Annotated in this window: 20 protein-coding genes; 13 read left to right on the plus strand and 7 right to left on the minus strand. The window is 72.8% G+C overall.

Annotated features, from left to right (window positions below):
• Positions 1-12: 12 nt before the first annotated feature.
• Entirely contained in the window at positions 13-1,407 is a 1,395-nt protein-coding gene (locus tag OHB01_RS28320; RefSeq protein ID WP_328854208.1) for a PLP-dependent aminotransferase family protein, read from the minus strand.
• Between the two features lie 113 nt (positions 1,408-1,520).
• Here OHB01_RS28320 and OHB01_RS28325 point away from each other — a divergent pair, with 113 nt between their 5' ends.
• The 6 genes from OHB01_RS28325 to OHB01_RS28350 all read left to right on the plus strand — a co-directional run bounded on the left by OHB01_RS28325 (position 1,521) and on the right by OHB01_RS28350 (position 7,872).
• Positions 1,521-2,762 carry a Tm-1-like ATP-binding domain-containing protein gene (locus tag OHB01_RS28325; RefSeq protein ID WP_142648446.1) on the plus strand — a complete coding sequence of 414 codons (1,242 nt, stop codon included), beginning with the start codon at positions 1,521-1,523 and terminating at the stop codon, positions 2,760-2,762.
• Positions 2,763-2,775: 13 nt separating this feature from the next.
• Entirely contained in the window at positions 2,776-3,606 is an 831-nt protein-coding gene (locus OHB01_RS28330; protein ID WP_142648447.1) for a phosphoenolpyruvate hydrolase family protein, read from the plus strand.
• A gap of 152 nt (positions 3,607-3,758) precedes the next feature.
• Positions 3,759-4,703: a bifunctional MaoC family dehydratase N-terminal/OB-fold nucleic acid binding domain-containing protein gene (locus OHB01_RS28335; protein WP_328854209.1), complete on the plus strand. Its 945-nt coding sequence runs from the start codon at positions 3,759-3,761 to the stop codon at positions 4,701-4,703.
• Positions 4,700-5,125 (plus strand): MaoC family dehydratase, encoded by a 426-nt coding sequence (locus OHB01_RS28340; RefSeq protein WP_142648449.1) that lies wholly within the window; start codon positions 4,700-4,702, stop codon positions 5,123-5,125. The genes OHB01_RS28335 and OHB01_RS28340 overlap by 4 nt, the downstream gene beginning before the upstream one ends.
• Complete coding sequence (locus OHB01_RS28345; RefSeq protein ID WP_142648450.1) at positions 5,122-6,297, plus strand: lipid-transfer protein; 1,176 nt, start codon at positions 5,122-5,124, stop codon at positions 6,295-6,297. The genes OHB01_RS28340 and OHB01_RS28345 overlap by 4 nt, the downstream gene beginning before the upstream one ends.
• A gap of 261 nt (positions 6,298-6,558) precedes the next feature.
• Complete coding sequence (locus OHB01_RS28350; RefSeq protein WP_328854210.1) at positions 6,559-7,872, plus strand: hypothetical protein; 1,314 nt, start codon at positions 6,559-6,561, stop codon at positions 7,870-7,872.
• Here OHB01_RS28350 and OHB01_RS28355 read toward each other — a convergent pair.
• Together OHB01_RS28355 and OHB01_RS28360 are read right to left on the minus strand one after the other, a co-directional pair.
• Positions 7,833-10,115 carry an HNH endonuclease signature motif containing protein gene (locus OHB01_RS28355; RefSeq protein ID WP_328854211.1) on the minus strand — a complete coding sequence of 761 codons (2,283 nt, stop codon included), beginning with the start codon at positions 10,113-10,115 and terminating at the stop codon, positions 7,833-7,835. The two genes, OHB01_RS28350 and OHB01_RS28355, sit on opposite strands and share 40 nt — an antisense overlap.
• Positions 10,116-10,652: 537 nt before the next feature.
• Entirely contained in the window at positions 10,653-11,633 is a 981-nt protein-coding gene (locus tag OHB01_RS28360; RefSeq protein ID WP_328854212.1) for an aldo/keto reductase, read from the minus strand.
• A gap of 63 nt (positions 11,634-11,696) precedes the next feature.
• On the opposite strand from OHB01_RS28360, the gene OHB01_RS28365 reads away from it, so the two are divergent.
• From OHB01_RS28365 to OHB01_RS28380, 4 genes are all read left to right on the plus strand, one after another.
• Positions 11,697-12,674: an ArsR/SmtB family transcription factor gene (locus OHB01_RS28365; protein WP_328854213.1), complete on the plus strand. Its 978-nt coding sequence runs from the start codon at positions 11,697-11,699 to the stop codon at positions 12,672-12,674.
• 57 nt (positions 12,675-12,731) lie between these two features.
• Positions 12,732-13,340 carry a TetR/AcrR family transcriptional regulator gene (locus tag OHB01_RS28370; RefSeq protein ID WP_147944401.1) on the plus strand — a complete coding sequence of 203 codons (609 nt, stop codon included), beginning with the start codon at positions 12,732-12,734 and terminating at the stop codon, positions 13,338-13,340.
• Complete coding sequence (locus OHB01_RS28375; protein ID WP_147944402.1) at positions 13,337-14,152, plus strand: MBL fold metallo-hydrolase; 816 nt, start codon at positions 13,337-13,339, stop codon at positions 14,150-14,152. The genes OHB01_RS28370 and OHB01_RS28375 overlap by 4 nt, the downstream gene beginning before the upstream one ends.
• 137 nt (positions 14,153-14,289) lie before the next feature.
• Positions 14,290-15,900, plus strand: coding sequence for a peptide chain release factor 3 (locus tag OHB01_RS28380; RefSeq protein ID WP_142648458.1), 1,611 nt, complete (start codon positions 14,290-14,292; stop codon positions 15,898-15,900).
• Between the two features lie 7 nt (positions 15,901-15,907).
• On the opposite strand, the gene OHB01_RS28385 is transcribed toward OHB01_RS28380, so the two are convergent.
• Both OHB01_RS28385 and OHB01_RS28390 read right to left on the minus strand, forming a co-directional pair.
• Positions 15,908-17,170, minus strand: a complete 1,263-nt coding sequence (locus tag OHB01_RS28385) for a cytochrome P450 (RefSeq protein WP_328710137.1) — start codon at positions 17,168-17,170, stop codon at positions 15,908-15,910.
• Positions 17,171-17,188: 18 nt separating this feature from the next.
• Positions 17,189-17,641 carry a MarR family winged helix-turn-helix transcriptional regulator gene (locus OHB01_RS28390; RefSeq protein ID WP_260617313.1) on the minus strand — a complete coding sequence of 151 codons (453 nt, stop codon included), beginning with the start codon at positions 17,639-17,641 and terminating at the stop codon, positions 17,189-17,191.
• Here OHB01_RS28390 and OHB01_RS28395 point away from each other — a divergent pair, their 5' ends adjacent.
• The 3 genes from OHB01_RS28395 (at position 17,642) to OHB01_RS28405 (ending at position 21,230) form a co-directional block, all read left to right on the plus strand.
• Entirely contained in the window at positions 17,642-18,748 is a 1,107-nt protein-coding gene (locus tag OHB01_RS28395; RefSeq protein WP_328854214.1) for a substrate-binding domain-containing protein, read from the plus strand.
• Between the two features lie 83 nt (positions 18,749-18,831).
• The gene (locus tag OHB01_RS28400; RefSeq protein ID WP_142648461.1) at positions 18,832-20,226 is read left to right on the plus strand and encodes an APC family permease; all 1,395 of its coding nucleotides are present in this window, start codon (positions 18,832-18,834) and stop codon (positions 20,224-20,226) included.
• On the plus strand, positions 20,223-21,230 hold the full coding sequence (locus OHB01_RS28405; RefSeq protein ID WP_142648462.1) for an acetamidase/formamidase family protein: 1,008 nt from the start codon (positions 20,223-20,225) through the stop codon (positions 21,228-21,230). The genes OHB01_RS28400 and OHB01_RS28405 overlap by 4 nt, the downstream gene beginning before the upstream one ends.
• A gap of 14 nt (positions 21,231-21,244) precedes the next feature.
• On the opposite strand, the gene OHB01_RS28410 is transcribed toward OHB01_RS28405, so the two are convergent.
• Together OHB01_RS28410 and OHB01_RS28415 are read right to left on the minus strand one after the other, a co-directional pair.
• Entirely contained in the window at positions 21,245-21,850 is a 606-nt protein-coding gene (locus OHB01_RS28410) for a response regulator transcription factor (protein WP_142648463.1), read from the minus strand.
• A complete protein-coding gene (locus tag OHB01_RS28415; RefSeq protein WP_142648464.1) occupies positions 21,847-22,995 on the minus strand; it encodes a sensor histidine kinase in 1,149 nt (382 codons plus the stop codon). Before OHB01_RS28415 ends, OHB01_RS28410 begins: the two co-directional genes overlap by 4 nt.
• Positions 22,996-23,031: the final 36 nt, after the last annotated feature.

Raw genomic sequence — 23,031 nt, forward strand, 5'->3', positions numbered from 1 at the left:
CGGCGCCGTCGCTCATTCGAGCAGGTCGACCGCGTGCGCGAACTGGTCCACGGGCCGCCAGAACGGCAGCCGGATCCGGGAGCGCTGCGCGTTCGCGGGGGAGAAGGCCGGGCCTGCGGTGACCAGCACGCCTCTCCTGCGAGCGCGCTCGGCCAGAGCGACGGCGTCGGTCCCGGTGTCGATCCACAGCGCCGTGCCGCCGCTCGGCGGTGTCCACCGCCACGCCGGGCGGCGTTCGGCCAGGACCGCCACGGCGTCGGCGAGATGGGCCCGCAGGCGCCGCGTGCGCTCCCGCCGGGCCCGGTCCGCCTGCGTCAGCAGCTCGGCGGTCACCATCTGGTCGAGCACCGGAGCGGCCAGGTCCAGCGCCGCCTTGGCCTGCGTCAACCGCTTGATCATCGGGCGTTCCGCGCGTATCCACCCGACCCGCAGCCCGCCCCACAGCAGCTTGGACGCGGTGCCGATCCGGATCACCAGGCCGGGGCCGGGCGGATCGGGCAGCGGCGGGCGCACCCCGCGGTCGTCGAGGACGAGGTCGGCGCAGGAACGGTCCTCGATCGTGAGCAGGCCGTGCCTGCCGACGATCTCGCTGAGCCGCTCCCTGGCCGCCGCGGGCAGGCTGATCCCCGTGGGGTTGTGCGCGGCGGGCTGGCAGTAGAGCAGAGCGGCCCGGCGCGCCACCCGGTCGAGGTGATCCAGGTCGAGGCCGTCCGCCCGCACGGGCACCGCCGTCAGCCGCGCCCCCGCCGTACGGAACGCCTCGATGGCGCCGCGGTAGCCCGGCTCCTCGACCAGGACCTCGTCTCCCGGCGTCACCAGGGACGACGCGCACAACCAGACGGCCTGCTGGGAGCCGGAGGTGACGAGGATCTGATCCGCCTCCGTCGGCAGCCCCTGCGCGCGATACTGCTCGGCGACGACCGCGCGCAGACGCGGCAGCCCCGCCGCGTAGTAGCCGTCGCCGGCGAGATAGACGTCGAGTTCGCATAGGTCGACCGCTGACACGGCCTCCCGCACCAGCGACAGGGCGGGCAGGGCGCCGCTGGACAGGTCGAGCTCGGCCAGGCGGCGGGTGCTGCCGAAGGACGCCAGCCGTCCGTCGACGACGTGGTCGCCGCCGCCCGCGCTGCGGTCGCGCCGGACCCGCGACCCGGATCCCTGCCGTGACGTGAGCCGCCCCCGCGCGGCCAGCTCCGCGTACGCCTGGGCGACGGTCCCGCGGGAGACCCCCAGCGCGGCGGCCAGCGCGCGCTGCGGCGGCAGCGCGGCCCCCTCGACCAGCACGTTGCCTGCGACCAGTTCGTCGAGCGCGTCCGCGAGGGCGTGCGGCAGCGGCATGTCGTCCGCCCGCCAGCCCCCGAGCAGGCGGGCCAACGCGGCACTGTCGACGTGTTCCGCGCGTGCCATCTCACCGTCCCCCCTGTACGCGTGGACCAATTCTGCGTGATTGGCCTGGCCGGTTCGGCCGCTGCCGGACATTCTCGACCGTACGGGCAGGTCGACGACGACAGGAGGCCGCGGTGGCGACGGTAGTGCTGCTGGGAACGCTGGACACCAAGACCGAGGAGTACCTCTGGGTCCGTGACCGGCTGCGAGAGGCGGGCTGCGACGTGCTCCTGGTGAACGTGGGCACCTTCGCCGCCGGGGCGGAGCACGCCGACGTCGGCGCGGACGAGGTGGCCCGGGCGGCGGGCGCCGACCTCGACGGGCTCCGCGCCGGCCGCGACCGCGGCGCCGCGATGGACACGATGGCGACCGGCGCCGCCGTGGTCGTCCGCCGGCTGTACGACGAGGGCCGCCTCGACGGCCTGCTCGCGATCGGCGGCTCCGGTGGCTCGTCGGTCGCGGCCCGGGCGCTGCAGACCCTGCCCGTCGGTGTGCCCAAGCTGCTGGTCTCGACCATGGCCTCGGGCGACGTCCGCCCGTACGTCGGAGACGTGGACGTCACGCTCATGTACTCCGTCGTGGACATCTCCGGCATCAACCGGCTCTCGCGGGCGGTGCTCGGCAATGCCGCCGCCGCCATGGCCGGGATGGCCCAGCGGTACGCCCGGGTCCGTGGCGAGACGGGGACCGGCGACGACCGGAAGCTGATCGGCGCGACGATGTTCGGGCTCACCACGCCCGCCGTCGACGAGGCCCGCGACCACCTGACCGCCCTCGGATACGAGGTGCTGGTCTTCCACGCCACGGGGTCCGGCGGGCGGGCGATGGAGGCCCTCGCCGCCTCCGGCATGCTCGACGGCGTGCTCGACCTGACCACCACCGAGCTGGCCGACGATCTCGTCGGCGGCGTCCTCACCGCGGGACCGGACCGGCTGGAGGCGGCAGGGCGGGCCGGCATCCCGCAGGTGGTCAGCGTCGGCGCGCTCGACATGGTCAACTTCGGGCCCCGGGACACGGTGCCGGAGAAGTTCGCGGACCGGAAGTTCCTGGTGCACAACCCCACGGTCACCCTCATGCGGACGACCCGCGAGGAGATGGCCGAGCTGGGCGCCAGGATCGGCGGCAAGCTCGGCCGCGCCACCGGGCCGGTGGAGGTCTTCCTGCCGCTTAAGGGCGTCTCGGGGATCGACGTCGAAGGCGGGCCCTTCGCCGACCCCGACGCCGACGCCGCCTGCTTCACCGCGCTGCGGGACGCCCTGAAGGACACCGGCGTCCCCGTCCACGACGTGGACGCCGCCATCAACGACCCGGGATTCGGCCGGGCCGCGGCGGAAGCGCTGCACCGCCTCATCCGTGCGTCCGACTCCGCACGCTGAACTGGAGACTGAGATGAACCGCGAGACAGCTCTCGAACGCCTGCGCGCCACCGTACGGGCCGGCCGGCCCATCATCGGCGCGGGCGCGGGCACCGGCCTGTCGGCCAAGGCCGCCGAGGCGGGCGGGGCCGACCTGCTCATCATCTACAACTCGGGCCGCTATCGCATGGCCGGTCGCGGGTCGCTCGCCGGGTTGCTGCCGTACGGCGACGCCAACGCGATCGTCGTCGACATGGCGAGGGAGGTCCTGCCGGTCGTCCGCGACACCCCCGTGCTGGCCGGGGTATGCGGCACCGACCCGTTCCGGCTCATGGGCCCGTTTCTCGACCAGCTCAAGGCGATGGGCTTCGCCGGCGTGCAGAACTTCCCCACCGTGGGGCTGTACGACGGCAAGTTCCGGCAGAACCTCGAAGAGACCGGGATGGGATACCGGCTGGAGGTGGAGATGATCAGGGAGGCGCGGCGGCGTGACCTGCTCACCGCCCCCTACGTCTTCGACGCGGAGCAGGCGGCGGCGATGACCGAGGCCGGAGCCGATGTTCTCGTGCCCCACGTCGGGCTGACCACGAGCGGCAGCATCGGCGCGGAGACCGCCCTCACCCTCGACGAGGCCGCCGCCGCGGTGCAGGAGATGCGCGACGCCGCCGTCGCGGTGAACCCCGACGTCATCGTGCTGTGCCACGGCGGCCCCATCGCCGAGCCGCAGGACGCCCAGTTCGTGCTCGATCACACGAACGGGATCGCGGGTTTCTTCGGGGCGTCGTCGATGGAACGCCTGCCCACGGAGAAGGCGATCGCCGCCCAGGCGACCGAGTTCAAGAGCCTGCGGCTCGGTCCCGCCTGACCCGGCCCTCACTCGGCCTCACTCGGCCTCATTCCGCTTCACTCGGTCTCACTCCGCTCCCGGTCAGCGGGATTCGCCGGATCGCCGGCGGGTCCCGCTGACTAACGTCTGGACAGCGTGCAGACCGGCGTGCAGACCGGTGTGGAGGACCGATGACCGCCTACGAGGACTTCGCCGGACGGGAGATCCTTCCCCCGCAGGAGGGGCCCGACCCGGTGAACGCGCCCATGATCCGGCACTGGGCCGAGGCGATGGGCGACCGCAACCCGATCTACCTCGACGAGGACGCCGCCCGCGCGACCGGCCGCACCGGGATCGTCGCGCCCGCGTCGATGACCCAGGCGTGGACGATGCGCGGGTACGCCCGGGCTCCCGATGGGGGAGGCGCCGGCGGAGCGCCGGGGGCCGAGGAGCTGTACGCGCTGCTGGAGAAGGACGGCTACACCTCGGTGGTGGCCACCGACTCGGAGTTCGAGTTCCACCGCGAGCTGGTGGTCGGCGACCGGGTGAGCGTCCGCGAGGTGGTGGAGTCGATCTCCCCGGAGAAGAGCACCGCGCTGGGCGCCGGCCGGTTCGTGACGACGGTCCGCACCTACACCGACCAGCACGGCGAGGTCGTCGCCGTCCAGCGCTGGCGCCTGCTGTGGTTCCGGCCGAAGGCGTCCTCCCCTGGCGAGCGGGCCCCGAAGGCGTCGCGGCCGCGGCCGGTGATCAACCGCGACAACGCGTTCTGGTTCGAGGCGGCGCGCGAGCACCGGCTGGTGATCCAGCGCTGCGCCGGGTGCGGGACGCTGCGCCATCCGCCCGGCCCCTGCTGCCCGCACTGCGGCTCGTTCGAGTGGGACACCGCCGAGGCGTCGGGCCGCGGGCAGGTCTACAGCTTCGTGGTCAACCATCACCCCCGCCACCCGGCGTTCGGCTATCCGCTGATCGTCGCGCTCGTGGAGCTGGAGGAGGGCACACGGCTCGTCACCGACCTCATCGGCGTGGAGCCGGGGGAGGTCGAGATCGGCATGCCCGTCGTCCTCGACTGGCTGGACGCCGATCCCGGCCTGTCGCTTCCCGTGTTCCGCCCGCAGCTCGGGGACGTGTCATGAACGGGCGGACGTACGAGGAGGTGGCGGTGGGGGAGGAGCTGCCCGCGCTGCCGATCCCGCTGACCCGCACGCTCATCGTGGCGACCGCGATCGCCAGTCGCGACTACCAGGACGTCCATCACGACCCCGGCCTCGCGGCCGAGCGCGGGTCGAAGGACATCTTCATGAACATCCTCACCACCAACGGCCTGGTCGACCGGTACGTCACGGAATGGGCGGGCCCGGCCGCCGTCGTCAAGGCCATCAAGATCCGGCTCGGCGTGCCCAACTACCCGGGCGACACGATGACACTGACCGGCACGGTCACCGCCAAGCACGACGACGACCACCGGGTCGAGATCGCCGTACGCGGCGAGAACGGCCTGGGCGCCCACGTCACCGGCACCGTCGCCGTACGGCTTCCCGCGAAGGACGTGACATGAGCGGCTTTTCGGGCGCGGCGGCGATCGCCGGCATCGGGGCCACCGAGTTCTCCAAGGACTCCGGCCGCAGCGAGCTCCGGCTCGCCTGCGAGGCCGTGCTCGCGGCTCTCGCCGACGCCGGCCTGAAGCCGTCCGACGTGGACGGGATGGTGACGTTCACCGCCGACACCAACGCCGAGATCCACGTCGCCCGTGCCACCGGCATGGGCGACCTGACGTTCTTCTCGCGCATCCCGCACGGCGGCGGCGCGGCCTGCGGCACCGTCCAGCAGGCGGCGCTGGCCGTCGCGTCCGGCGTCGCCGGCGTCGTGGTCTGCTACCGGGCCTTCAACGAGCGCTCCGGGTTGCGCTACGGCCTCGGCCAGGCGGGCGACCCGGCCGACACGGGGGCCGAGGGCGCGGCGTACGCGTGGCTCACCCCGTTCGGCCTGTCGACGCCCGCCCAGTGGGTGGCCATGTTCGCCCGCCGCTACATGCACGAGTACGGCGCGACCAGCGAGGACTTCGGCCGGGTGGCCGTGGTCGACAGGACGCACGCCGCGACCAATCCGGCGGCCTGGTTCTACCGGCGGCCCATCACGCTCGAAGACCACCAGGCGTCGCGCTGGATCGCCGAGCCGCTGCACCTGCTCGACTGCTGCCAGGAGACCGACGGCGGGCAGGCGCTGGTCGTGGTCTCGGCCGAGCGGGCGCGCGACCTGCGGCACCCGCCCGCCGTCATCCTCGGCGCGGCCCAGGGCTCCGGCGACGACCAGCACATGATGACGAGCTACTACCGTCCCCGCATCACCGGCATCCCCGAGATGGGGCTGGTCGGGCGGCAGTTGTACGCGCAGAGCGGCCTCGGCCCCGCCGACATGGACGCGGCGATCCTGTACGACCACTTCACGCCGCTGGTGCTGCCGCAACTGGAGGAGCTGGGTTTCTGCGCCCCCGGCGAGGCCAAGGACTTCGTGGCCGAGGGCAACCTGGAGCTCGGCGGGCGGCTGCCGTTCAACACCCACGGCGGCCAGCTCGGCGAGGCGTACCTGCACGGCATGAACGGCATCGCCGAGGCGGTGCGGCTGGTGCGGGGCACCAGCGTCAACCAGCCCGAAGGCGTGCGCAACGTGATCGTGACCGCCGGCACCGGCGTGCCCACCAGCGGCCTGGTCCTCGGGACGGACCGGTGAACACCCGCAGCCGGCCGCCCCGCGCTAAAGGATAGGGGCGCCGAAGTTCCACGAGGGAAATTCACTCCCGTCAGTTCCGCTTCGATGACGGCGATTTTCACGCGCAGTTCTTGCCCTGTTTTCGGCGGGCCCATATCCCGGGGGTGACGTGAGAGCGTTTCCCGAATGGTCAAAGCCGAATCTTGACCGGCGCGGAGCGCAAACCTAGCCTTCGTTGGAGCGTTTCCGGATCCACCCGCCCGCGTTCGATAAAGGAGAGCCATGCGGCTTTCTGCGGACTTCGCCGCCGATCGTTCCGGAACGGCGGAGCTCGCATGGGGGCAGCGGGACATCTGGGAGGCCATCCAGAAGGTCGGGCCGGACAGCGCGCATTATTTCAACGTGCCCCGGCTCCTCGCCGTCCCGGGCGCGGGCGGCCCGCGCAGTCCCCGGGCCGTGGCGGCCGCCCTGGCGCAGGTGATGGGCCGGCACGACGCCCTGCGATCGCTCGTACGGCTCGGCGCGGAGGGGCCGTACCAGGAGGTGGCGGCGGCCGGGACCCTGCCGATCGAGACGGTCGAGGTGGCACGCGACGCCGCGGACGGCGCGGCGGCGGACCTCGTCGCCTGCCTGGCCGGCCGCTCGTTCGGCGACGGCGAGCAGCCGCTGCGCGCCGGTCTCGTCGTCTGCGACGGCGCCGCCACACATGTGGCGCTGGTGCTCAACCACGTCGTCGCGGACTGGCACGCGGCCGACGTCGTGGTTCGCGCAGTGGGAGACGCTGCTCCGCACACCGTGCCGTCCGCCATGTTCCCGGAAGCGGCCGGAGCGGGCGCGACGCCGCGATACGCGCGGGCCGTGCTGTCGTCGCCCCGGCTCAACCGCGCCGGCCAGGTGCTGGCCCGCCGCGCCGGCGTCAGCACCGCCACCGTCCTGCTCGTGGCGGTCGCCATGCTGCTGCGCGAGCTGACCGGCCACGAGGTGTGCGCGATCACCCCGATCGTGCACAACCGCTTCAACGACCGGAGCCGGGACCTGGTCACCAGCCTCAACCAGTTGGGGTTGTTCACCCTCGGGCCCTGCGAGAGCCTTCCCGAGACCCTCGTGAGCGCCTATCCGGCGGTTCTCGCGTCCTACCGGCGGGCCCGTTTCGACTCGCTGGCCCTGAACGCGATGATCGACCGGATGAGCGCCGACCGGGGGGTCCCCATGTTCCCGTCGTGCTGTTTCAACGACCTGCGCCCCGGCGAGGACCCGTGTGTCGGCGGCGGCGCGGACGGGGAGTCCGAGCTGGAGTGTCCCCGGCACCGACAAGCGCAGCTGCGACTTCTGCGTGGCCCTGATGCGCTGGAAGGGCACGCTCGGGGTGGAGCTGAACGCCGACACCACCCGCCTGCCCGAGAGCGAGATGGCCGCGCTGCTGCACCGGCTGGAGTCCTTCGTGGTCGGCGCGGCTCAGTCGCTCTCGTAGCACCGCCGCCTGATCCCGATCCGGTGGTAGGTGAAGGCCCAGCGGTCGGTGCCCCCCGTGCGTCGCCCCTCCTCACTCCCCCGCCTCATTCCCGTAGTCGCCGGGCTGTTCCCAGGCGGTGGTAGGTGAAGGCCCAGCGGTCAGTGCCTACGTTGCGGCGGGTGTAGCGCTCGGGGTGCTGGTAGCGGTCGCGGTTGTGGAACTGGCAGGCCGGGCCGAGGAGCTTCAGGTCGGTCAGGCCGCCGGTGCTCCAGTTGTCGGCGTGGTCGATCTGGCACATGGTCGCCGGGAGTGGGCAGCCGTCGATCCAGCAGGTGGCGTACCGGGCGTAGATGGCCCGTCGTTGGGCGGGGGTGGCGAGGCGGACCTTGCGGCCCATGTCGAGGACCTGTCCCTCGGCGTTCATGACGATCCGCACCAGAGTGGAAGTGCGGGCGAGGCGGTGCACGCTGGAGACGGGCAGCACCTGCCCGGTCGCCGGCAACAACCCCGGCGCCATCCCCACCGACGCCCCCAGCGATGCCACCAGCGCTGGTCCGAGCAGTGCCCCGGGCAGCACGCCTGCCGACGCCCCCGGCGCTGCTCCCGGTGACGCGCCTTGCGTCGCTCCTTGCGCGGTCTCCGGTGTTCCTCGCCCGGCTCCCGGTGCTGTTCCCGATGCCCTCCCGGGTGGTGTCTCCGGCTCCGGTCCCGGCCCGCCGGGCGCCGTTCCCGATGGCCCCGGTGCCCCCGGTGCCTGCGTCGCACGCGAGCAGCGCGCCTGGCCGTCGCACGGGCACGTGCCCTGGCCATGCCGGCAGTCCCCCGCAGGCCGGGGCCCGGCGTGGGTGTGACGTGGGGAGGCGTCCTCGGGAGGAGGGTCTGGCCGCGCCGCCTCCGAGGGCGCTATGTCGCAGTCGGCAGAGGCAGTGCTCGCGGTGTCGCGCAGCTCGCGCTCGCTGGGCCGCCGGTCACGGGCCTCGCACTCACCGGGCCGCCGCTCACCGGCCTCGCGCTCACCGACTCCATAGTCGCGAGACTCCATGTCGCGAAGTCCGGTCGTGGCATCGGTGGAGCCAGGGGCAGGGTCGATGGCGGAGTCGGCGGCAGGGGCGGTGGCGGGGGCGGTGGCGGGGGCGGCCTCGGCAGTGTCGAACTCGTCTGAGCCATCGGGGGCGTCGGTGCCGCCCGCATCATCGTGGTCGCCCATTTCGCCCGAGACGGTGTCGTCACCCTGGCTCGGGTCCTCGGTGCTTCCGGTCTCATTGGGGGCGTAGCCGCCGGTGTCGTCGGCCTGGGCAGCGTCGAAGTCGTCGGGGTCGTCTGCGCCGCTCGCGTGACCGGGGCCGCTCATCGGGTCGGAGACGGTGTCGTCGGCCTCGCCGTCAGCAAGGTCGGCGGCGGGGTCGGCGTCGTCGTCGGGGGCAGAGTCGCTGGTGTCGGTGTTGTCGGGGTCGGTGGGGAGGGATTCGGCGCTGACCACGACGAGGAGCTCGGCGGTGATCTTCTGCTCCAGCAGGGCGATCAGCGCGTCGGCCTGACGTACCGTCAGCGGGCGGTCATCCCCCTGTGCCCTCAGCTTGGCGTACGCCTGCAACAAGGCCATCAACCGGGCGCCGGCCTCACGCGGCAGGTAGAACTCCCCTTCCACGCCGCCGCCCTTGCCCGGGCGGACCCGCAGGAACCGCCGCCCGTAATCGGCCCGCTCATCCCGCTCTTCCCCATCGGGGTCCAGCACCGCCCGCAGGTGGCGGCCGGCCTTGGCGACCTCCGCCGCCCCGGCCTTGCTGGCCAGGTCCACCAAGATCGGCTCCGCCAGGCCGGCCTGCTCGTCGGTTAGTCCGGCGACAGCGGCGCAGATGGCCTCCACCACCCCCGCCGCCAACTCACCCGCAGCGAACTTCTCCCGCACCTTGGGGAGGCGCGGCAGTTCCGCCCCCAACGTGAGCAGGCGGCCCGCACCGCCCACCGTCATCCCCCCACTGGTGCGCAGCCAGCAGCGGGTGGAGGCATGCCCATGCTGCCTGGCCTGCCCCGCACGATGCACCCGCCCCACCCGATCGGCCAGCGCACTCGTGATTCGGTCACGGGCGAACAGCAACTCCTCCGCCTCGGCCAGGCAGGTATCCACGTCGTCGGGAAGCGGCGTCAGCGCCAGCTCTTGGGCCACCTCACGAACAGACCCCACCACCACCCACGACGACCGGCCCTTGCCCTGACCGGCACCGGGGGCGTCATCGCTGGTGCTGCTATCGGCGTCGCCATCAGCGCCAGTGTCGCCCTCGTCCTCGGCACGGCTCGCACGCTGCGGGGGCTCGAAGCCGATGATGGGGAAGGGCTCGTGGGCGGATGAACCGTCGGACGACCACAGCGGGGAATTGGCGGTCAACCGATCCCACCAGCCGTCGTCGAAACTATTCGCACGACGAGGGCGATCAGGGTCTGGATTGAACAGATCCATCTCGCCCTCCTCAAGTCATTCGAAAACTTGTATTAATTCTCTCACCTCTTTTCCGTGAGTGGCAACTCGCCGAGGGGCTAAGTTGGAGCTTCAGGCGGGTCATGAAAGCCGCAAAGCGCGCCTGCGGGACATTCGCATAAGCACGTACGGGACATAAGGCGGCAGGCAGGAAATCGAGCAGGGCATGGACCGGCCCGAAAGGCTCGTAAGGCAGAAAAGGCAGAAAAGGCAGAAAAGGCAGAAAAGGCAGAAAAGGCAGAAAAGGCAGAAAAGGCAGAAAAGGCAGAAAAGGCCGGACGAGCGCCGGGCGGGGGCGTTTCCATCCTGAAGTGTGCCGACGGACCCGGCCGCCGCCCCCGCATCCGCCTCCGCGTACGGCCCTGCGTACGGCCTCGCATCCGCCTCCGCGTACGGCCCCGCGTACCGCCCCGCGTGCGCGACTGGGTGAGGCTCATGGGCGCGGGATCACCAGGCCCAGGACTCGGGGCCGGGGCCGCCGTTGCCGACAGGGGGGAACAGCTCCTCCAACCAGGCCAGGGTCTCTGCGGACAGCTCGGTGCGCAGCGCGGTCAGCGGCAGGTCGAGCTGCCCGGGGGTGCGCGGCCCGATGATCGGGGCGGTCACTCCGGGCCGCGACAGCAGCCAGGCGAGCGCGACCGTGGTGGGCTCCGCACCGATATCGGCGCAGAGCTTCTCGTATTCCTCGATCGCCGCCCGGTGCGGCTCGACCCGCTCGGGGGCGTGCAGGACGCTGCGACCGGCCGCGCCCTCGCGCTGCTTGCGCAGCGCCCCGGACAGCGCGCCGAAGTGCAGCGGCGAGTAGGGCAGGATCCCGATCCCCAGCTCGATCGCCGCGGGCAGCACCTCCAGCTCGACGTGCCGGGTGAGCAGGTTGTACTTGCACTGCTCGGAGACCAGGCCGAGGAAGTTCCTCCGGTCGGCCGCGGACTGGGCGCGGGCGAGGTGCCAGCCGGCGAAGTTGGACGACCCCACATATCGCACCTTGCCCTGGGCGACGAGCGTCTCCATGGCCTGCCAGATCTCCTCCCACGGCGTGTCCCGCTGCACGTGGTGCATCTGGTAAAGGTCGATCCAGTCGGTGCCCAGGCGGCGCAGCGACGCCTCGCAGGCGGCGATGATGTGCCGGGCCGACAGCCCGCCGTCGTTCGGCCAGTCGGTCATCGGGGCGTACACCTTCGTGGCCAGCACGATCCGGTCGCGGTGGCCGGTCTTGCCGAACCAGCGGCCGATGAAGCGCTCGCTCAGGCCGTCGCCGGTCTCGCTGCCGTACATGTTGGCGGTGTCGACGAAGTTGACGCCGTCGTCGTGCGCCCGGTCGAGGATCGCGTGGCTCTCGGCCTCGCCGATCTGCCAGCCGAAGTTCATGGTGCCGAGGCAGATCCGGCTGACGCGCAGGCCGGTCCGCCCCAAACGGGTGTATTCCATGCGCCGACCGTAGGAACGCGGGGCCGCTGTCCGTTAACCGTTCGAGCATGCTCGAATGGACGGGTGATCCGGATCGAGCTCGCCCCCGCCGACCTGCTGCGGCTCAGGTTCGCGCACAGCCCGATGGCGGAGGTCGTGGCCAGTTGCCTCGCGCTGCGCTCCCGCTCGGCGCGCCTGGTCCCCGCGTCCTGGCGGGCCCGGGCCGAGCCGCTGCTGCGAGGACTGACCACGCTCCGTCCGCTGGTCCCGGGCCCCAGCGGTTACGTGCCGGACTTCCTCACCCCGGCGCCGCCCGTCACCCGCCCGACCCTGGAGCAGGAGCTGCGGGTGGTGGCGGCCACGCCGCTCGACCGGGTCGTGTCCGAGGTGGAACGGGCCTGGGCCGGGCACCGCGCGCCGCCGGAGATCGAGCGGTTCGCGACCGACCCGGCGGGCGCGCTGGCCGTGACGGTGCGGGAGATCCGGCGCTACTTCTCGACGGCGATCGCGCCGAGCTGGCCGCGGCTGCGCGCGCTCGCGGAGGGCGAGGTGACCCGCCGCGGGCTGCTGGCCGCCGAGCGCGGGCCGCGGGCGCTGCTGACGGATCTGCACCCGCGCCTCGACTGGGACGGCGGGGCGCTGCGGCTGGCGTACGACAAGGACGGCGAGTTCGGCCTGGACGGGCACCCGCTCACGCTGCTGCCGACCGGGTTCACCGGCCCGCACGTGTACACGATGACCGGCACCCCGTCGGGACGCGCCCTGTGGTACGCGCCGCGCGGCCACGGCCGGCTGTGGGACCCGCCCGCGCCGGCCGAACCGCCGGCGGCGCTGGCCGCCCTGCTCGGCCCGACCCGCGCGGCCGTGCTCGCCCTGCTGGCGGAACCGGCCGGCACGGGGGAGGTGGCCGCCGCCCTCCGGCTTGCCCCGGCGACCGCCTCGCACCACCTGACCACGCTCAGGGACGCCGGCCTGGTCACCGGCGAACGGGACGGCCGCCGCCTGCGTTACCGCCGCACCGGCCTCGGCGAACAGCTCGCCGGGGAGGACCAGGCGCCGTAGACGCGCTCTGAACGGGGATCTTGCCGAAACTATGTAGACCGGTCTAGTCTGATCGGCATGACGCGAAGGAACGACACGCGCGAGCGGGTCCTGCGCACGGCCGCCGGGCTCTTCCAGCGGCAGGGCTACAACGCCACCGGCCTCAACCAGGTGCTGGCGGAGAGCCGGGCGCCCAAGGGCTCGCTCTACTTCCACTTCCCCGACGGCAAGGAGCAGCTGGCCGCCGAGGCGGTGGCGATCGCGGGCGGTGAGCTGGGCGAGCGCATGGCCGCGGCCGTGGCCGCCGCTTCCGGCCCCGCCGAGGCAGTCGCCCGGATCGGCGATCTGCTCGCCCGCGACCTGGAGGAGTCGGGGTTCCAGGAGGGCTGCCCGGTGGCCACGGTCGCGCTGGAGGCCGCGGGCGACAGCGAGCCCATCAGGTCGGCCTGCGACACGACGTACGCCTCCTGGCTGCGCGGCCTGGCCGGCTATCTGCGCGGGCACGGCGTGGACGACCCCGAGGCGGTCGCCGACCTGGTGCTGTCGTCGCTGCAGGGAGCGCTCCTGCTCGCCCGTGTGCGCCGCGACACCGCCGTCATCCACTCGGTCACGCAACGGATCGGCGGCATGGTCGGGGGCATGGTCGCCGACGCCGCCGATGCCGCTGCGCGAAAGGACTCCGAATGAAGATCCATCACCTCAACTGCGGCTCGATGCGGAAGCTCGAGCCCATCGACGACGGCATGCCGTCCGCGCACGCGGTGGCGCACTGCCTGCTGGTCGAGACCGATCGCGACGGCCTGGTGCTCGTGGAGGCCGGGCTGGGGCTCGGCGACGTCCGCGACCCGGCGGGCTCGCTCGCCGCGGACTGGACCGAGATGGTCGAGCCGGTGCTCGATCCGGCCGAGACCGCCGTGCGGCAGGTCGAGCGGCTCGGATACGCGCCCGCCGACGTGCGGCACGTCCTGCTGACCCACCTCGACGTCGACCACTCCGGCGGCCTGCCGGACTTCCCGGGCGCCCGGGTGCACGTCCTGGAGGACGAACTGACTGCGGCGCTCGCCGAGGCCCCCAGCAGGCGCTACCGGCCGGCGCACTGGGCCCATGGGCCCCATTGGGAGACGTACGGGACCGGCGCGGGCGAGGAGTGGTTCGGCTTCGGCGGCGTACGGCTGCCGCACGGGCTGCCGGCGGACTTCCTGCTGGTGCCGCTCGGCGGGCACACGGCCGGGCACGCGGCGGTGGCGGTGCGCGACGGCGGCCGGTGGCTGCTGCACGCGGGCGACGCGTACTTCTACCACGGCGAGCTGCGGGCGGACGAGCCGCAGCCGCACCCGCTGCTCGATTTCGTGCAGACCGGCTCGCAGGTCGACGCCGAGCTGCGGCTGCGCAACCGCGACCGGCTGCGCGCCCTGGTCCGCGACCACGCGGACGAGGTGGAGGTCTTCTCCGCCCACGATCCGTGGGAGCTGCGCCGTTTCACGTCCCCCGGCGAGTGAGCCGGGCCGTCTAGATCCTTCGCATCCTCCGGCGTGCGGTAACCTCAACCGTCCTCATGCTGTTTGGGAGCACGGATGGCCTGCACGTACGACCGCATCACGACGACCCGCGCCCGCGCCGACAGGGGGACGCGGCGATGAGCACCGCCACCAGCGCCGCCGCGAGTGAGGCGGCCAGGCGCCGCACGTTCGCGGTGATCAGCCACCCGGATGCGGGAAAGTCCACGATGACCGAGGCGCTGGCCCTGCACGCCTCGGCGATCACCCAGGCGGGAGCCGTGCACGGCAAGGCCGGGCGGCGGGGCGTGACGTCCGACTGGATGGAGATGGAGCGGGCCCGCGGCATCTCCATCACGTCGGCCGCGCTGCGCTTCGACTATCGCGGCCACGTGTTCAACCTGGTGGACACGCCCGGCCACGCGGACTTCTCCGAGGACACCTATCGCGTGCTGGCCGCGGTCGACTGCGCGGTCATGCTGCTCGACGCGGCCAAGGGCATGGAGCCGCAGACCATGAAGCTGTTCGAGGTCTGCCGCCACCGCCGCATCCCCGTCATCACGTTCGTGAACAAGTGGGACCGGCCGGGCCGGGAGCCGCTGGAGCTGCTGGACGAGATCGAGGAGCGCACCGGGCTGCGTCCCACGCCGGTCACCTGGCCGATCGGCGCGGCCGGGAACTTCCACGGCGTGGTCGACCGGCTGCAGGGCCGCGCGGTCCGCTACACCCGCACGCCCGGCGGCGCGACCAAGGCGCTGGAGACCGAGCTGACCCCCGAGCAGGCCGCCGCCGAGCTCGGGGCCGACTGGGTGCGCGCGGGGGAGGAGGCCGACCTGCTCGCCGCCATCGGGGCCGAGCACGACCAGAAGGCGTTCGAGGCGCACGAGTCCACGCCGGTGCTGTTCGGCGCGGCGCTGTCGAACTTCGGCGTGGCCCGGCTGCTGGACGTGCTCGTCGACCTCGCCCCCGCCCCGGCGCCCCGCCCGGACGTCGAGGGCGCGGACCGGCCGCTGGACGCGCCGTTCTCCGGCCTGGTCTTCAAGGTGCAGGCCAACATGGACCCCGCCCACCGCGACCGGATCGCGTTCGTCCGGGTCTGCTCCGGCCGGTTCGAGCGCGGCATGGTGCTTACCCACGCCGCCACCGGCCGTCCGTTCGCCACCAAGTACGCCCAGTCGGTGTTCGGCCAGGAGCGCGCCACCATCGACGAGGCGTACCCGGGAGACGTGGTCGGGCTGGTGAACGCCACCGCGCTGCGGCCCGGCGACACCCTCTATGAGGGGACGCCGGTGGAGTTTCCGCCCATCCCCAGCTTCGCCCCCGAGCACTTCGCCGTGGCCCGGTCGCGCAGCACCGCCAAGGCCAAGCAGTTCCGCCGCGGCATCGACCAGCTCGACGGCGAGGGCGTGATCCAGGTGCTCCGCTCCGACCTGCGCGGCGACCAGGCCCCGGTGCTCGCGGCGGTCGGGCCCATGCAGTTCGAGGTCGTGGAGCAGCGCCTGGCCACCGAGTTCGGCGCGGAGATCGTGCTCGACCGGCTGGAGTACGGCCTCGCCCTGCGCACCGACGCCGAGTCCGCGGAGGTGCTGCGGCGCCAGCGCGGCGCGGAGGTGCTGATCCGCAGCCGCGACCAGGCCCTGCTCGCCGTGTTCACCGATCAGTGGCGCATGCGCTCCATCCAGCGCGAGCACGAGGGCCTCACCCTCGAACCGCTGATCGCCGGCCAGGCCGTCCCCGGCACGTCCCCCTGACGTCCGCTCACGCCCCCAGGCGTACGGGAAGACGGGCGAGGCGCCAGGAGAAGGGCAGGAACTGCCGGTCGAGGTCCTGCGGGGCGACGGCCAGTTCGAGCGCCGGATAACGGCGCAGCAGGGCGCCGAAGGCCGCCTCGCCCTCCTGCCGGGCCAGCGCCGCGCCCAGGCAGTAGTGCAGGCCGTGGCCGAAGCCGACGTGGACCTCCTTGTGCCCGTCGGGCTCGCGGGTGACGTCGAGCCGGTCGGGGTCGTCGAAGCGCCGGGGGTCGTAGTTGGCCGACACCAGCACCGCCATCACCGGCTCGCCCCGGCGCACGGTCATGTCGCCGAACTCGACGTCCTCGGCGGCGTACCGGATCCGGGTGCCCTGGACGGGCCCGCACCAGCGCATCAGCTCGTGCACGGCGCGCGGTAGCAGCTCCGGGGCGGCCCGCAGCGCGGCGAGCTGGTCCGGGTGGGTCAGCAGGGCGGCGGTGCCGTTCCCGATCAGGTGGGCGGTGGTCTCGTGCCCGGCGAGGACGAGCGTGAGGACCATGGTGACCATCTCGGTGTCGGTGAGCCGGTCGCCGTCCTCGTCGTGGGCGCGGATCAGGCCGGTCAGCAGGTCTCCGGCGGGCTCGGCACGGCGGCGGGCGATCAGCTCCCGGATGTAGGTCACCATGTGCCGCAGCGGCTCGGCCATCGCTCCGGGCCTGAGTGAGACCAGGCTCCTGCCCCACTCCCGCCACAGCGGGCGGTCCTCCTCGGGGATGCCGACCAGTTCGCAGATGACGGTGATCGGCAGGGGGTAGGCGAAATGCTCGATCAGGTCGGCGACGCCGTCCTCGGCGTGGCCGGGCAGCCTGCCGAGGAGGTCCTCGGTGATCTCCTGGACCCGGGGCCGCAGCTCCGCCACCCGGCGTGCGGTGAAGGCGCGCGAGACGAGCCTGCGCAGCCGGAGGTGGTCGTCGCCGTCGGAGTCGAGGACGCTGTCGAGGATGTACGGGGCGTACTCGCGGGGAATGCCCCGGGCCTCGATGAGCTGCTCGCGGATGTTGTGCACGTTCGCACCCGGCACGTTGGCCGGGTTGTTGACGAACCTGCGGTCGCCCAGCACGGTCTTGACGTCGTCATACCGCGTGACGAGCCAGACGGGGGAGTCCAGGCCGGGGAAGGAGCCGCGTACCATCGGGGCCTGCTCCCGCAGGCGCGAGTAGCCCTCGAACGGGTCGCGCACCAGATCCGCGCCGAACAGGTCGACGGGTCGTGCCGTGCCGGAAGTGCTCATGCCTACCTCACTTCGATGTCAGTCCTCCAGGGAGGCCAGCAGCGACTCCAGGTCGCGCATCAGGCGGTCGGTGCGGGCCGGGCCGTACGCGGTGATGATCCCCCGCTGGTGCTCGGCGATGCCCGCCTCCAGGCGGGCGAGCAGGTCGCGGCCCCGGTCGGCGAGGAAGACCGCGACCTTGCGGCGGTCGGCCGGGTCGTGTCCCCGGTAGACGACCGCGCGGTCCACCAGCCGGTCGACCGCCTTGGTCAGCGTGGGGTGGGGCATCAGCGCGGCCTCTGCCAGGTCGCCCATCGAGTGCCCGCGCCCGTCCGCGAGCGCCTGCAGGATGCGCCACTGCTCGACGGTCACGTCCTCGGTGGCGAGCACGGCGGCCAGGCCGCGGTTGACGCTGCGTTCTGCCCGGCTCAGCAGATAGGCGAGCGACGACCCGAGGCCGGTCACCTGTTCGGTGGGGGGATACTCGTGCACGTGGCCGATCCTGTCACAGTCGTCATCGACTCTCTTGAGGCACACCTGCTGCCCGCGGACACGCTCCGGGTCGCGCTGGTGGTGCCGGTCTCCGGTGTGCTCGGTCTGCTCGGGCCCGGAGCGATCAACTGTGCCGTGCTGGCCGCCCGGGAGGTCAACGCCGCCGGGGGAGTGCTGGGCAGGCCGGTCGAGCTCGTGCTCGTCGACGGGGGCCGTGGTCCGGCCGCGGTCGCCTCGGAGGTGCGGAGCCTGGTGCTCTCCGGCGCCGTCCAGGCCGTCGTCGGCACGCACGCCAGCGACGTGCGCATCGCGGTCGAGCAGGCGCTCGGCGGCGCGGCCCCGTTCGTCTACACCCCGCCGTACGAGGGCGGCGCCCGGCGTCCGGGCGTCTACTATCTCGGCGAGCCGGCGTCGCTGCAGGTCGCCCCGGGGATCGACTGGCTGGTCGGGCACCGGAAGGCCCGGCGCTGGTTCCTGCTCGGCAACGACTACGTCTGGCCCCGCCTGGTGCACGCCTCGGCCCGCGGGCACCTGCGCGCCCGGTCCGCGACGGTCGTGGGGGAGCGGCTCGTCCCGCCCGGCACCGCCGCGACGGACCGGCTGCTCGAGGAGGTGGCCGCGGCGCGGCCGGACGCCGTGCTGCTCACGCTCATCGGCAGCGACCTGATCGCGTTCAACCGGGCCTTCGCCGCCAGCGGTCTCGGCTGCGCGCGGCTGTGCGGCGCGCTGGAGGAGCACGGGCTGCTCGCCGCGGGCGGCGACACGACCGGCGGGCTCTACGCCGCGATGGGGTACTTCGGCGGCATCGTGACCGCCGCCAACTTCGCCCTGGCCGAGCGCTACACGGCGATGTTCGGCCCGGAGGCGCCGCTGCTGAACGGGCATGGTCACGGCTGCTACGAGGGTGTGCTCATGCTGGCCGCCCTGGCCCGGCGCGCGGGCACGCTGGCGGTGCCCGCCGTGGAGGCGGTCGCCGACGGCACGACGATCGTCTCCGGGCGCGGCCCGCTCACGCTGGCCGAGGGGCGGGTGCGGCAGCGGGTGTACCTCGCCAGGGCCGACGGGCTGGACTTCGAGGTCGTCACGCCGTTTATGTACCCCATGTAAAACTTCCACTAGAAACCTTTTCGTTTTCAAGGATTGCCCCTATCGTACGGCTCTGCCCCCATGTGCGTTTAGGAGCGGGATCCATGTCCTCCCCACAGCCAACGGCGCCCAGCGTCGAGCGCTTCGGTTACCAACAAGAGCTGCAGCGCTCGCTCAGCTTCGCCGACCTGCTCATCTACGGTTTGATCTTCATGGTGCCGATCGCGCCGTTCGGCATCTTCGGCAGCGTCTTCCAGTCGTCCGGCGGGATGGTGGCGCTCGCCTACGTGATCGGCATGGTCGCGATGGCGTTCACCGCCCAGTCGTACGCCCAGATGGCGCGGGCGTTCCCGATGGCGGGCTCGGTCTACACGTACGCGGGCCGGGGCATCGCCGCCCCGGTCGGCTTCCTCGCGGGCTGGGTGATCCTGCTCGACTACGTGCTGGTGCCGGCGCTGCTGTACCTCGTGGCGAGCTCGGCCATGACGTCGTTCGTGCCCGGCGTGCCGATCTGGGTGTGGCTGATCGCCTTCATCGTGCTCAACACGGTGGTCAACTACCTCGGCATCGAGATGACCGCCCGGATGAACAAGATCATGCTGGTCGCCGAGCTGATCGTGCTCGCGATCTTCCTGATCGTCGGGATCGTCGCCCTGGCACAGGGCAAGGGCCACGGCGCCGCGCTCAGCCCGCTGTTCGACTCCTCCACGTTCTCCTGGCCGCTGGCGTTCGGAGCCGTGTCCGTGGCGGTGCTGTCGTTCCTCGGGTTCGACGGCATCTCGATGCTCGCCGAGGAGAGCCGCGAGAGCACCCGGCGCCTGGGCCGCTCGATGGTCTTCGCCCTCGTCCTGGCCGGCGCGCTGTTCGTCGCGCAGACCTGGGTGGCGGCGCTGCTCGCCCCCAACCGCGCCGAGCTCCTCGCCCACGGCGGCGACAACGCGTTCTACGACACCGCCGAGTACGCCGGAGGCCACTGGCTGAGCGTGCTCACGGCCGTCGCCACCGCCGTCGCCTGGGGGTTCGCGAACTCCCTGGTCGCCCAGGCGGCCACCTCCCGCCTGCTGTTCGCCATGGCCCGCGACCGCCAGCTCCCGGCGTTCCTCCGCAAGGTGCACCCCAAGCACAAGGTGCCGGTCAACGCCACGTTCCTGGTGGCCGCGGTGTCCCTGGCCCTCGGCCTGTACATGAGCACGCGCGACGACGGCATCGGGTTGCTCGGCTCGCTGGTCAACTTCGGCGCGATGACCGCGTTCCTCGCCCTGCACGTCTCGGTCGTCGTCCACTACGTCGTCCGCAACGGCAGCCGTGACTGGTGGCGGCACCTCGTGGCCCCCGCGATCGGCTTCCTCATCCTGCTCTACGTCGTGATCAACGCCAGCATCGCCGCCCAGGTGCTCGGATTCGTCTGGCTGGCGATCGGCGTCGTGATCCTCGCCGGCTCCTACATGATGGGCCGGCGCCCCACCCTGTCCGCCGTCACCCCGGAGGCCACCGAGTGAACGTCGTGTCCTACCGTCCCCGTCCCGACGACCTGGCGTACACCTTCGGCGGTCGTCCGGCCGTCGAGTCCGTCGCCCCGGGCACGGTGCTCGAGCTGTACACCGAGGACTGCTTCGGCGGCCGGGTGCGCGGCCCCGGCGACCTTCCCTCGCAGGTCTGCGAGTTCCCCTACCTGAACCCGGTCACCGGCCCGTTCCACGTCGAGGGGGCCGAGCCCGGCGACACGCTGGCCCTCCACTTCGTCTCGATCGAGCCCGCCCGCGACTGGGCGGTCTCCACGACGTTCCCGCACTTCGGGGCGCTGACGAGCACGCACACCACCGCCACCCTCCAGCCGCCGCTGGAGGAGGTCGTGTGGATGTACGAGGTGGACGCCGGGAAGCGGACCGTGCGCTACCGCGCCCGGCGGGGCGACTTCGCCGTCGAGATGCCGCTCGACCCGATGCACGGGACCGTGGGCGTCGCCCCGGCCGCCGCCGAGGCGCGGATGACGATCACCCCCGACGCCCACGGCGGCAACATGGACACCCCCGAGCTGCGTGCCGGGGTCACCGTCTATCTGGGCGTCAACGTGCCGGGCGCGCTGTTCGCCATCGGCGACGGACACTGCCGGCAGGGCCACGGCGAGGTCTGCGGCACGGCCGTCGAGGCCGCGATGAACACCGTCGTCGCCGTCGAGCTGATCAAGGGCGTCGGCACGCCGTGGCCCCGGCTGGAGGACGACCACCACATCATGTCCACCGGCTCGGCCCGGCCGCTGGAGGACGCCTACCGCATCAGCCAGCACGACCTCGTCACCTGGACCTCCTCCCTCACCGGTCTCGACGAGCTGGACGCCTACCAGCTCGTCAGCCAGGGCGGGCAGGCCCCGGTCGGCAACGTCTGCGACACCAACTACACGATGGTCGCCAAGCTGCCCAAGGCCTACCTGGGCGGCCCGGACGTGTACGGCTCCGCGCACGCCCGCCTGCGCGCCCTCGGCGAGGAGTACCTCGGCCGCTGAGAGGTCGCCGAGGGTCACAGCCAGCCGTTGTGGCGGGCGACCCGTACGGCCTCCATGCGGTTGCGGGTGCCGGTCTTGGTGATGCACGCCGACAGGTGGTTGCGTACGGTGCTCTCCGACAGGTAGAGGCGGCGGGAGATGTCGGCGGCGGCCGAGCCGTCCGCGGCGGCGGCCAGCACCTCGCGCTCGCGCGGCGTCAGCGGGTTGGGCCCGGCGCTCAGGGCGGCGGTGGCCAGGGCGGGATCGACCACGATCTCGCCCGCCAGCACGCGCCTGATCGCCTGGGCCAGCTCGCCGACGGGCCGGTCCTTGACCACGAAGCCCCGGGCGCCCGCGTCGAGCGCCCGGCGCAGATAACCGGGCCGCCCGAACGTCGTGACGATGACCACCACGCACTCCGGGAGGGCATCCCGCAGGTCCGCGGCGACGTCGAGACCACTGCCGCCGGGCATCTCGATGTCGAGCAGTGCCACGTCGGGCTCGACCCGCAGCGCGGCCGGCACGACCTCGCCCGCCGTGGAGACCTGCGCGACGACCTCGAAGTCGTCCTCCAGGTCGAGCAGCACGGTGAGCGCGTCGCGCATCATCGTCTGGTCCTCGGCGATCAGCACCCGGGTCACAGGCCGTCCTTCCGGTCGTCGTCGTCCACGCCCGCGTGCGGGATCTCGGCGGTGAGGACGAAGCCGCGCGGCGTGCGGGCCGTGGTCAGCCGCCCGCCCGCGACGGCCAGGCGCTCGCGCAGCCCGCGCAGGCCGCTGCCGTCCTTCCCGCCCATGCCGTCGTCACTGTCGTCGTCGGGGCCGTCGTCGCTGATCTCGACCAGCACCGGGTCGCGGTCGCGGCGCAGCGTGATGACGCAGCGCCGGGCGCCGGAGTGCCGCACGACGTTCGTGATCCCCTCACGGACGACCCAGCTCAGCAGCATGTCGGTCTCCCATGACAGCGCGGGCCCCGACTCCTTCACCACGCACTCGATGCCGGCCGCCTCCAGGGCCGCCCTGGCGCTGTCGAGTTCGAAGGCGAGGCTCGCGTCCCGATAGCCCGTGACCGCCTCGCGCACCTCGGTCAGCGCCTGCCGCCCGATGGTCTCGATGTCCGCGGCGTGCCGCACGGCCGCCTCGGTGTCGCGCGGGGCCAGCCGGCGTACGGCCTCGGCCTTGACGACGACCATCGAGAGCGTGTGGCCGAGCAGGTCGTGCAGGTCACGGGAGAAGCGCAGGCGCTCGGCCGAGACGGCGGCGACGGCGAGCGCCTCCCGGGTCCGGGCGAGCTCCGCGATCACCTCGCCCATCCGGCGGAAGCCGTACGTCGTGATCCCGGCGAGGAAGGTGGTCAGCCCGGCGCCCCACAGCGCCTCGCCGACCGAGCTGTGCACCGGGACGACCGCGGCCAGCACGGCCGTGACGGCGACGAGCGCGGGCGCCGCCCTGACCGGGAGCACGAGCGCCACGGCCACGGCGAGCAGCGAGAACAGCGTCTGCCAGCCGTCCTCCCGGTAGGCCAGGGCCGCCGCCACCACGACCGCCGCGAGCAGCCCGACGAACGCCGCCGTCACCGGCCGTACGTCCGGGCGGTCCAGGCGGGTGGTCAGCACGGCTCCCGCGAACGACAGCCCCGCGGCGGCCACCAGGGTCCAGGCGGGCCACGCCGGCACCACCGACGCGGCGACCGCGGCCGGAGAGATCAGCAGCAGGGCGGTCAGCCCGAACGCGGCGACGAGCAACCGGCCCGGCAGCCGCACGGGCTTCGCCGCCGATTCCGTCATGGTCGCCATTATGGTCGCCTTCCGGCCGAACCGGAC

It is taken from the genome of Microbispora hainanensis, assembly GCF_036186745.1.
GTDB lineage: Bacteria > Actinomycetota > Actinomycetes > Streptosporangiales > Streptosporangiaceae > Microbispora.

Bases quoted from the DNA above. Each gene is read 5' to 3' on its own strand.
- OHB01_RS28320 (WP_328854208.1), bottom strand. From the start codon at position 1,407: ATGGCACGCGCGGAACACGTCGACAGTGCCGCGTTGGCCCGCCTGCTC.
- OHB01_RS28330 (WP_142648447.1), top strand. From the start codon at position 2,776: ATGAACCGCGAGACAGCTCTCGAACGCCTGCGCGCCACCGTACGGGCC.
- OHB01_RS28335 (WP_328854209.1), top strand. From the start codon at position 3,759: ATGACCGCCTACGAGGACTTCGCCGGACGGGAGATCCTTCCCCCGCAG.
- OHB01_RS28340 (WP_142648449.1), top strand. From the start codon at position 4,700: ATGAACGGGCGGACGTACGAGGAGGTGGCGGTGGGGGAGGAGCTGCCC.
- OHB01_RS28345 (WP_142648450.1), top strand. From the start codon at position 5,122: ATGAGCGGCTTTTCGGGCGCGGCGGCGATCGCCGGCATCGGGGCCACC.
- OHB01_RS28350 (WP_328854210.1), top strand. From the start codon at position 6,559: ATGCGGCTTTCTGCGGACTTCGCCGCCGATCGTTCCGGAACGGCGGAG.
- OHB01_RS28360 (WP_328854212.1), bottom strand. From the start codon at position 11,633: ATGGAATACACCCGTTTGGGGCGGACCGGCCTGCGCGTCAGCCGGATC.
- OHB01_RS28370 (WP_147944401.1), top strand. From the start codon at position 12,732: ATGACGCGAAGGAACGACACGCGCGAGCGGGTCCTGCGCACGGCCGCC.
- OHB01_RS28375 (WP_147944402.1), top strand. From the start codon at position 13,337: ATGAAGATCCATCACCTCAACTGCGGCTCGATGCGGAAGCTCGAGCCC.
- OHB01_RS28380 (WP_142648458.1), top strand. From the start codon at position 14,290: ATGAGCACCGCCACCAGCGCCGCCGCGAGTGAGGCGGCCAGGCGCCGC.
- OHB01_RS28385 (WP_328710137.1), bottom strand. From the start codon at position 17,170: ATGAGCACTTCCGGCACGGCACGACCCGTCGACCTGTTCGGCGCGGAT.
- OHB01_RS28400 (WP_142648461.1), top strand. From the start codon at position 18,832: ATGTCCTCCCCACAGCCAACGGCGCCCAGCGTCGAGCGCTTCGGTTAC.
- OHB01_RS28415 (WP_142648464.1), bottom strand. From the start codon at position 22,995: ATGACGGAATCGGCGGCGAAGCCCGTGCGGCTGCCGGGCCGGTTGCTC.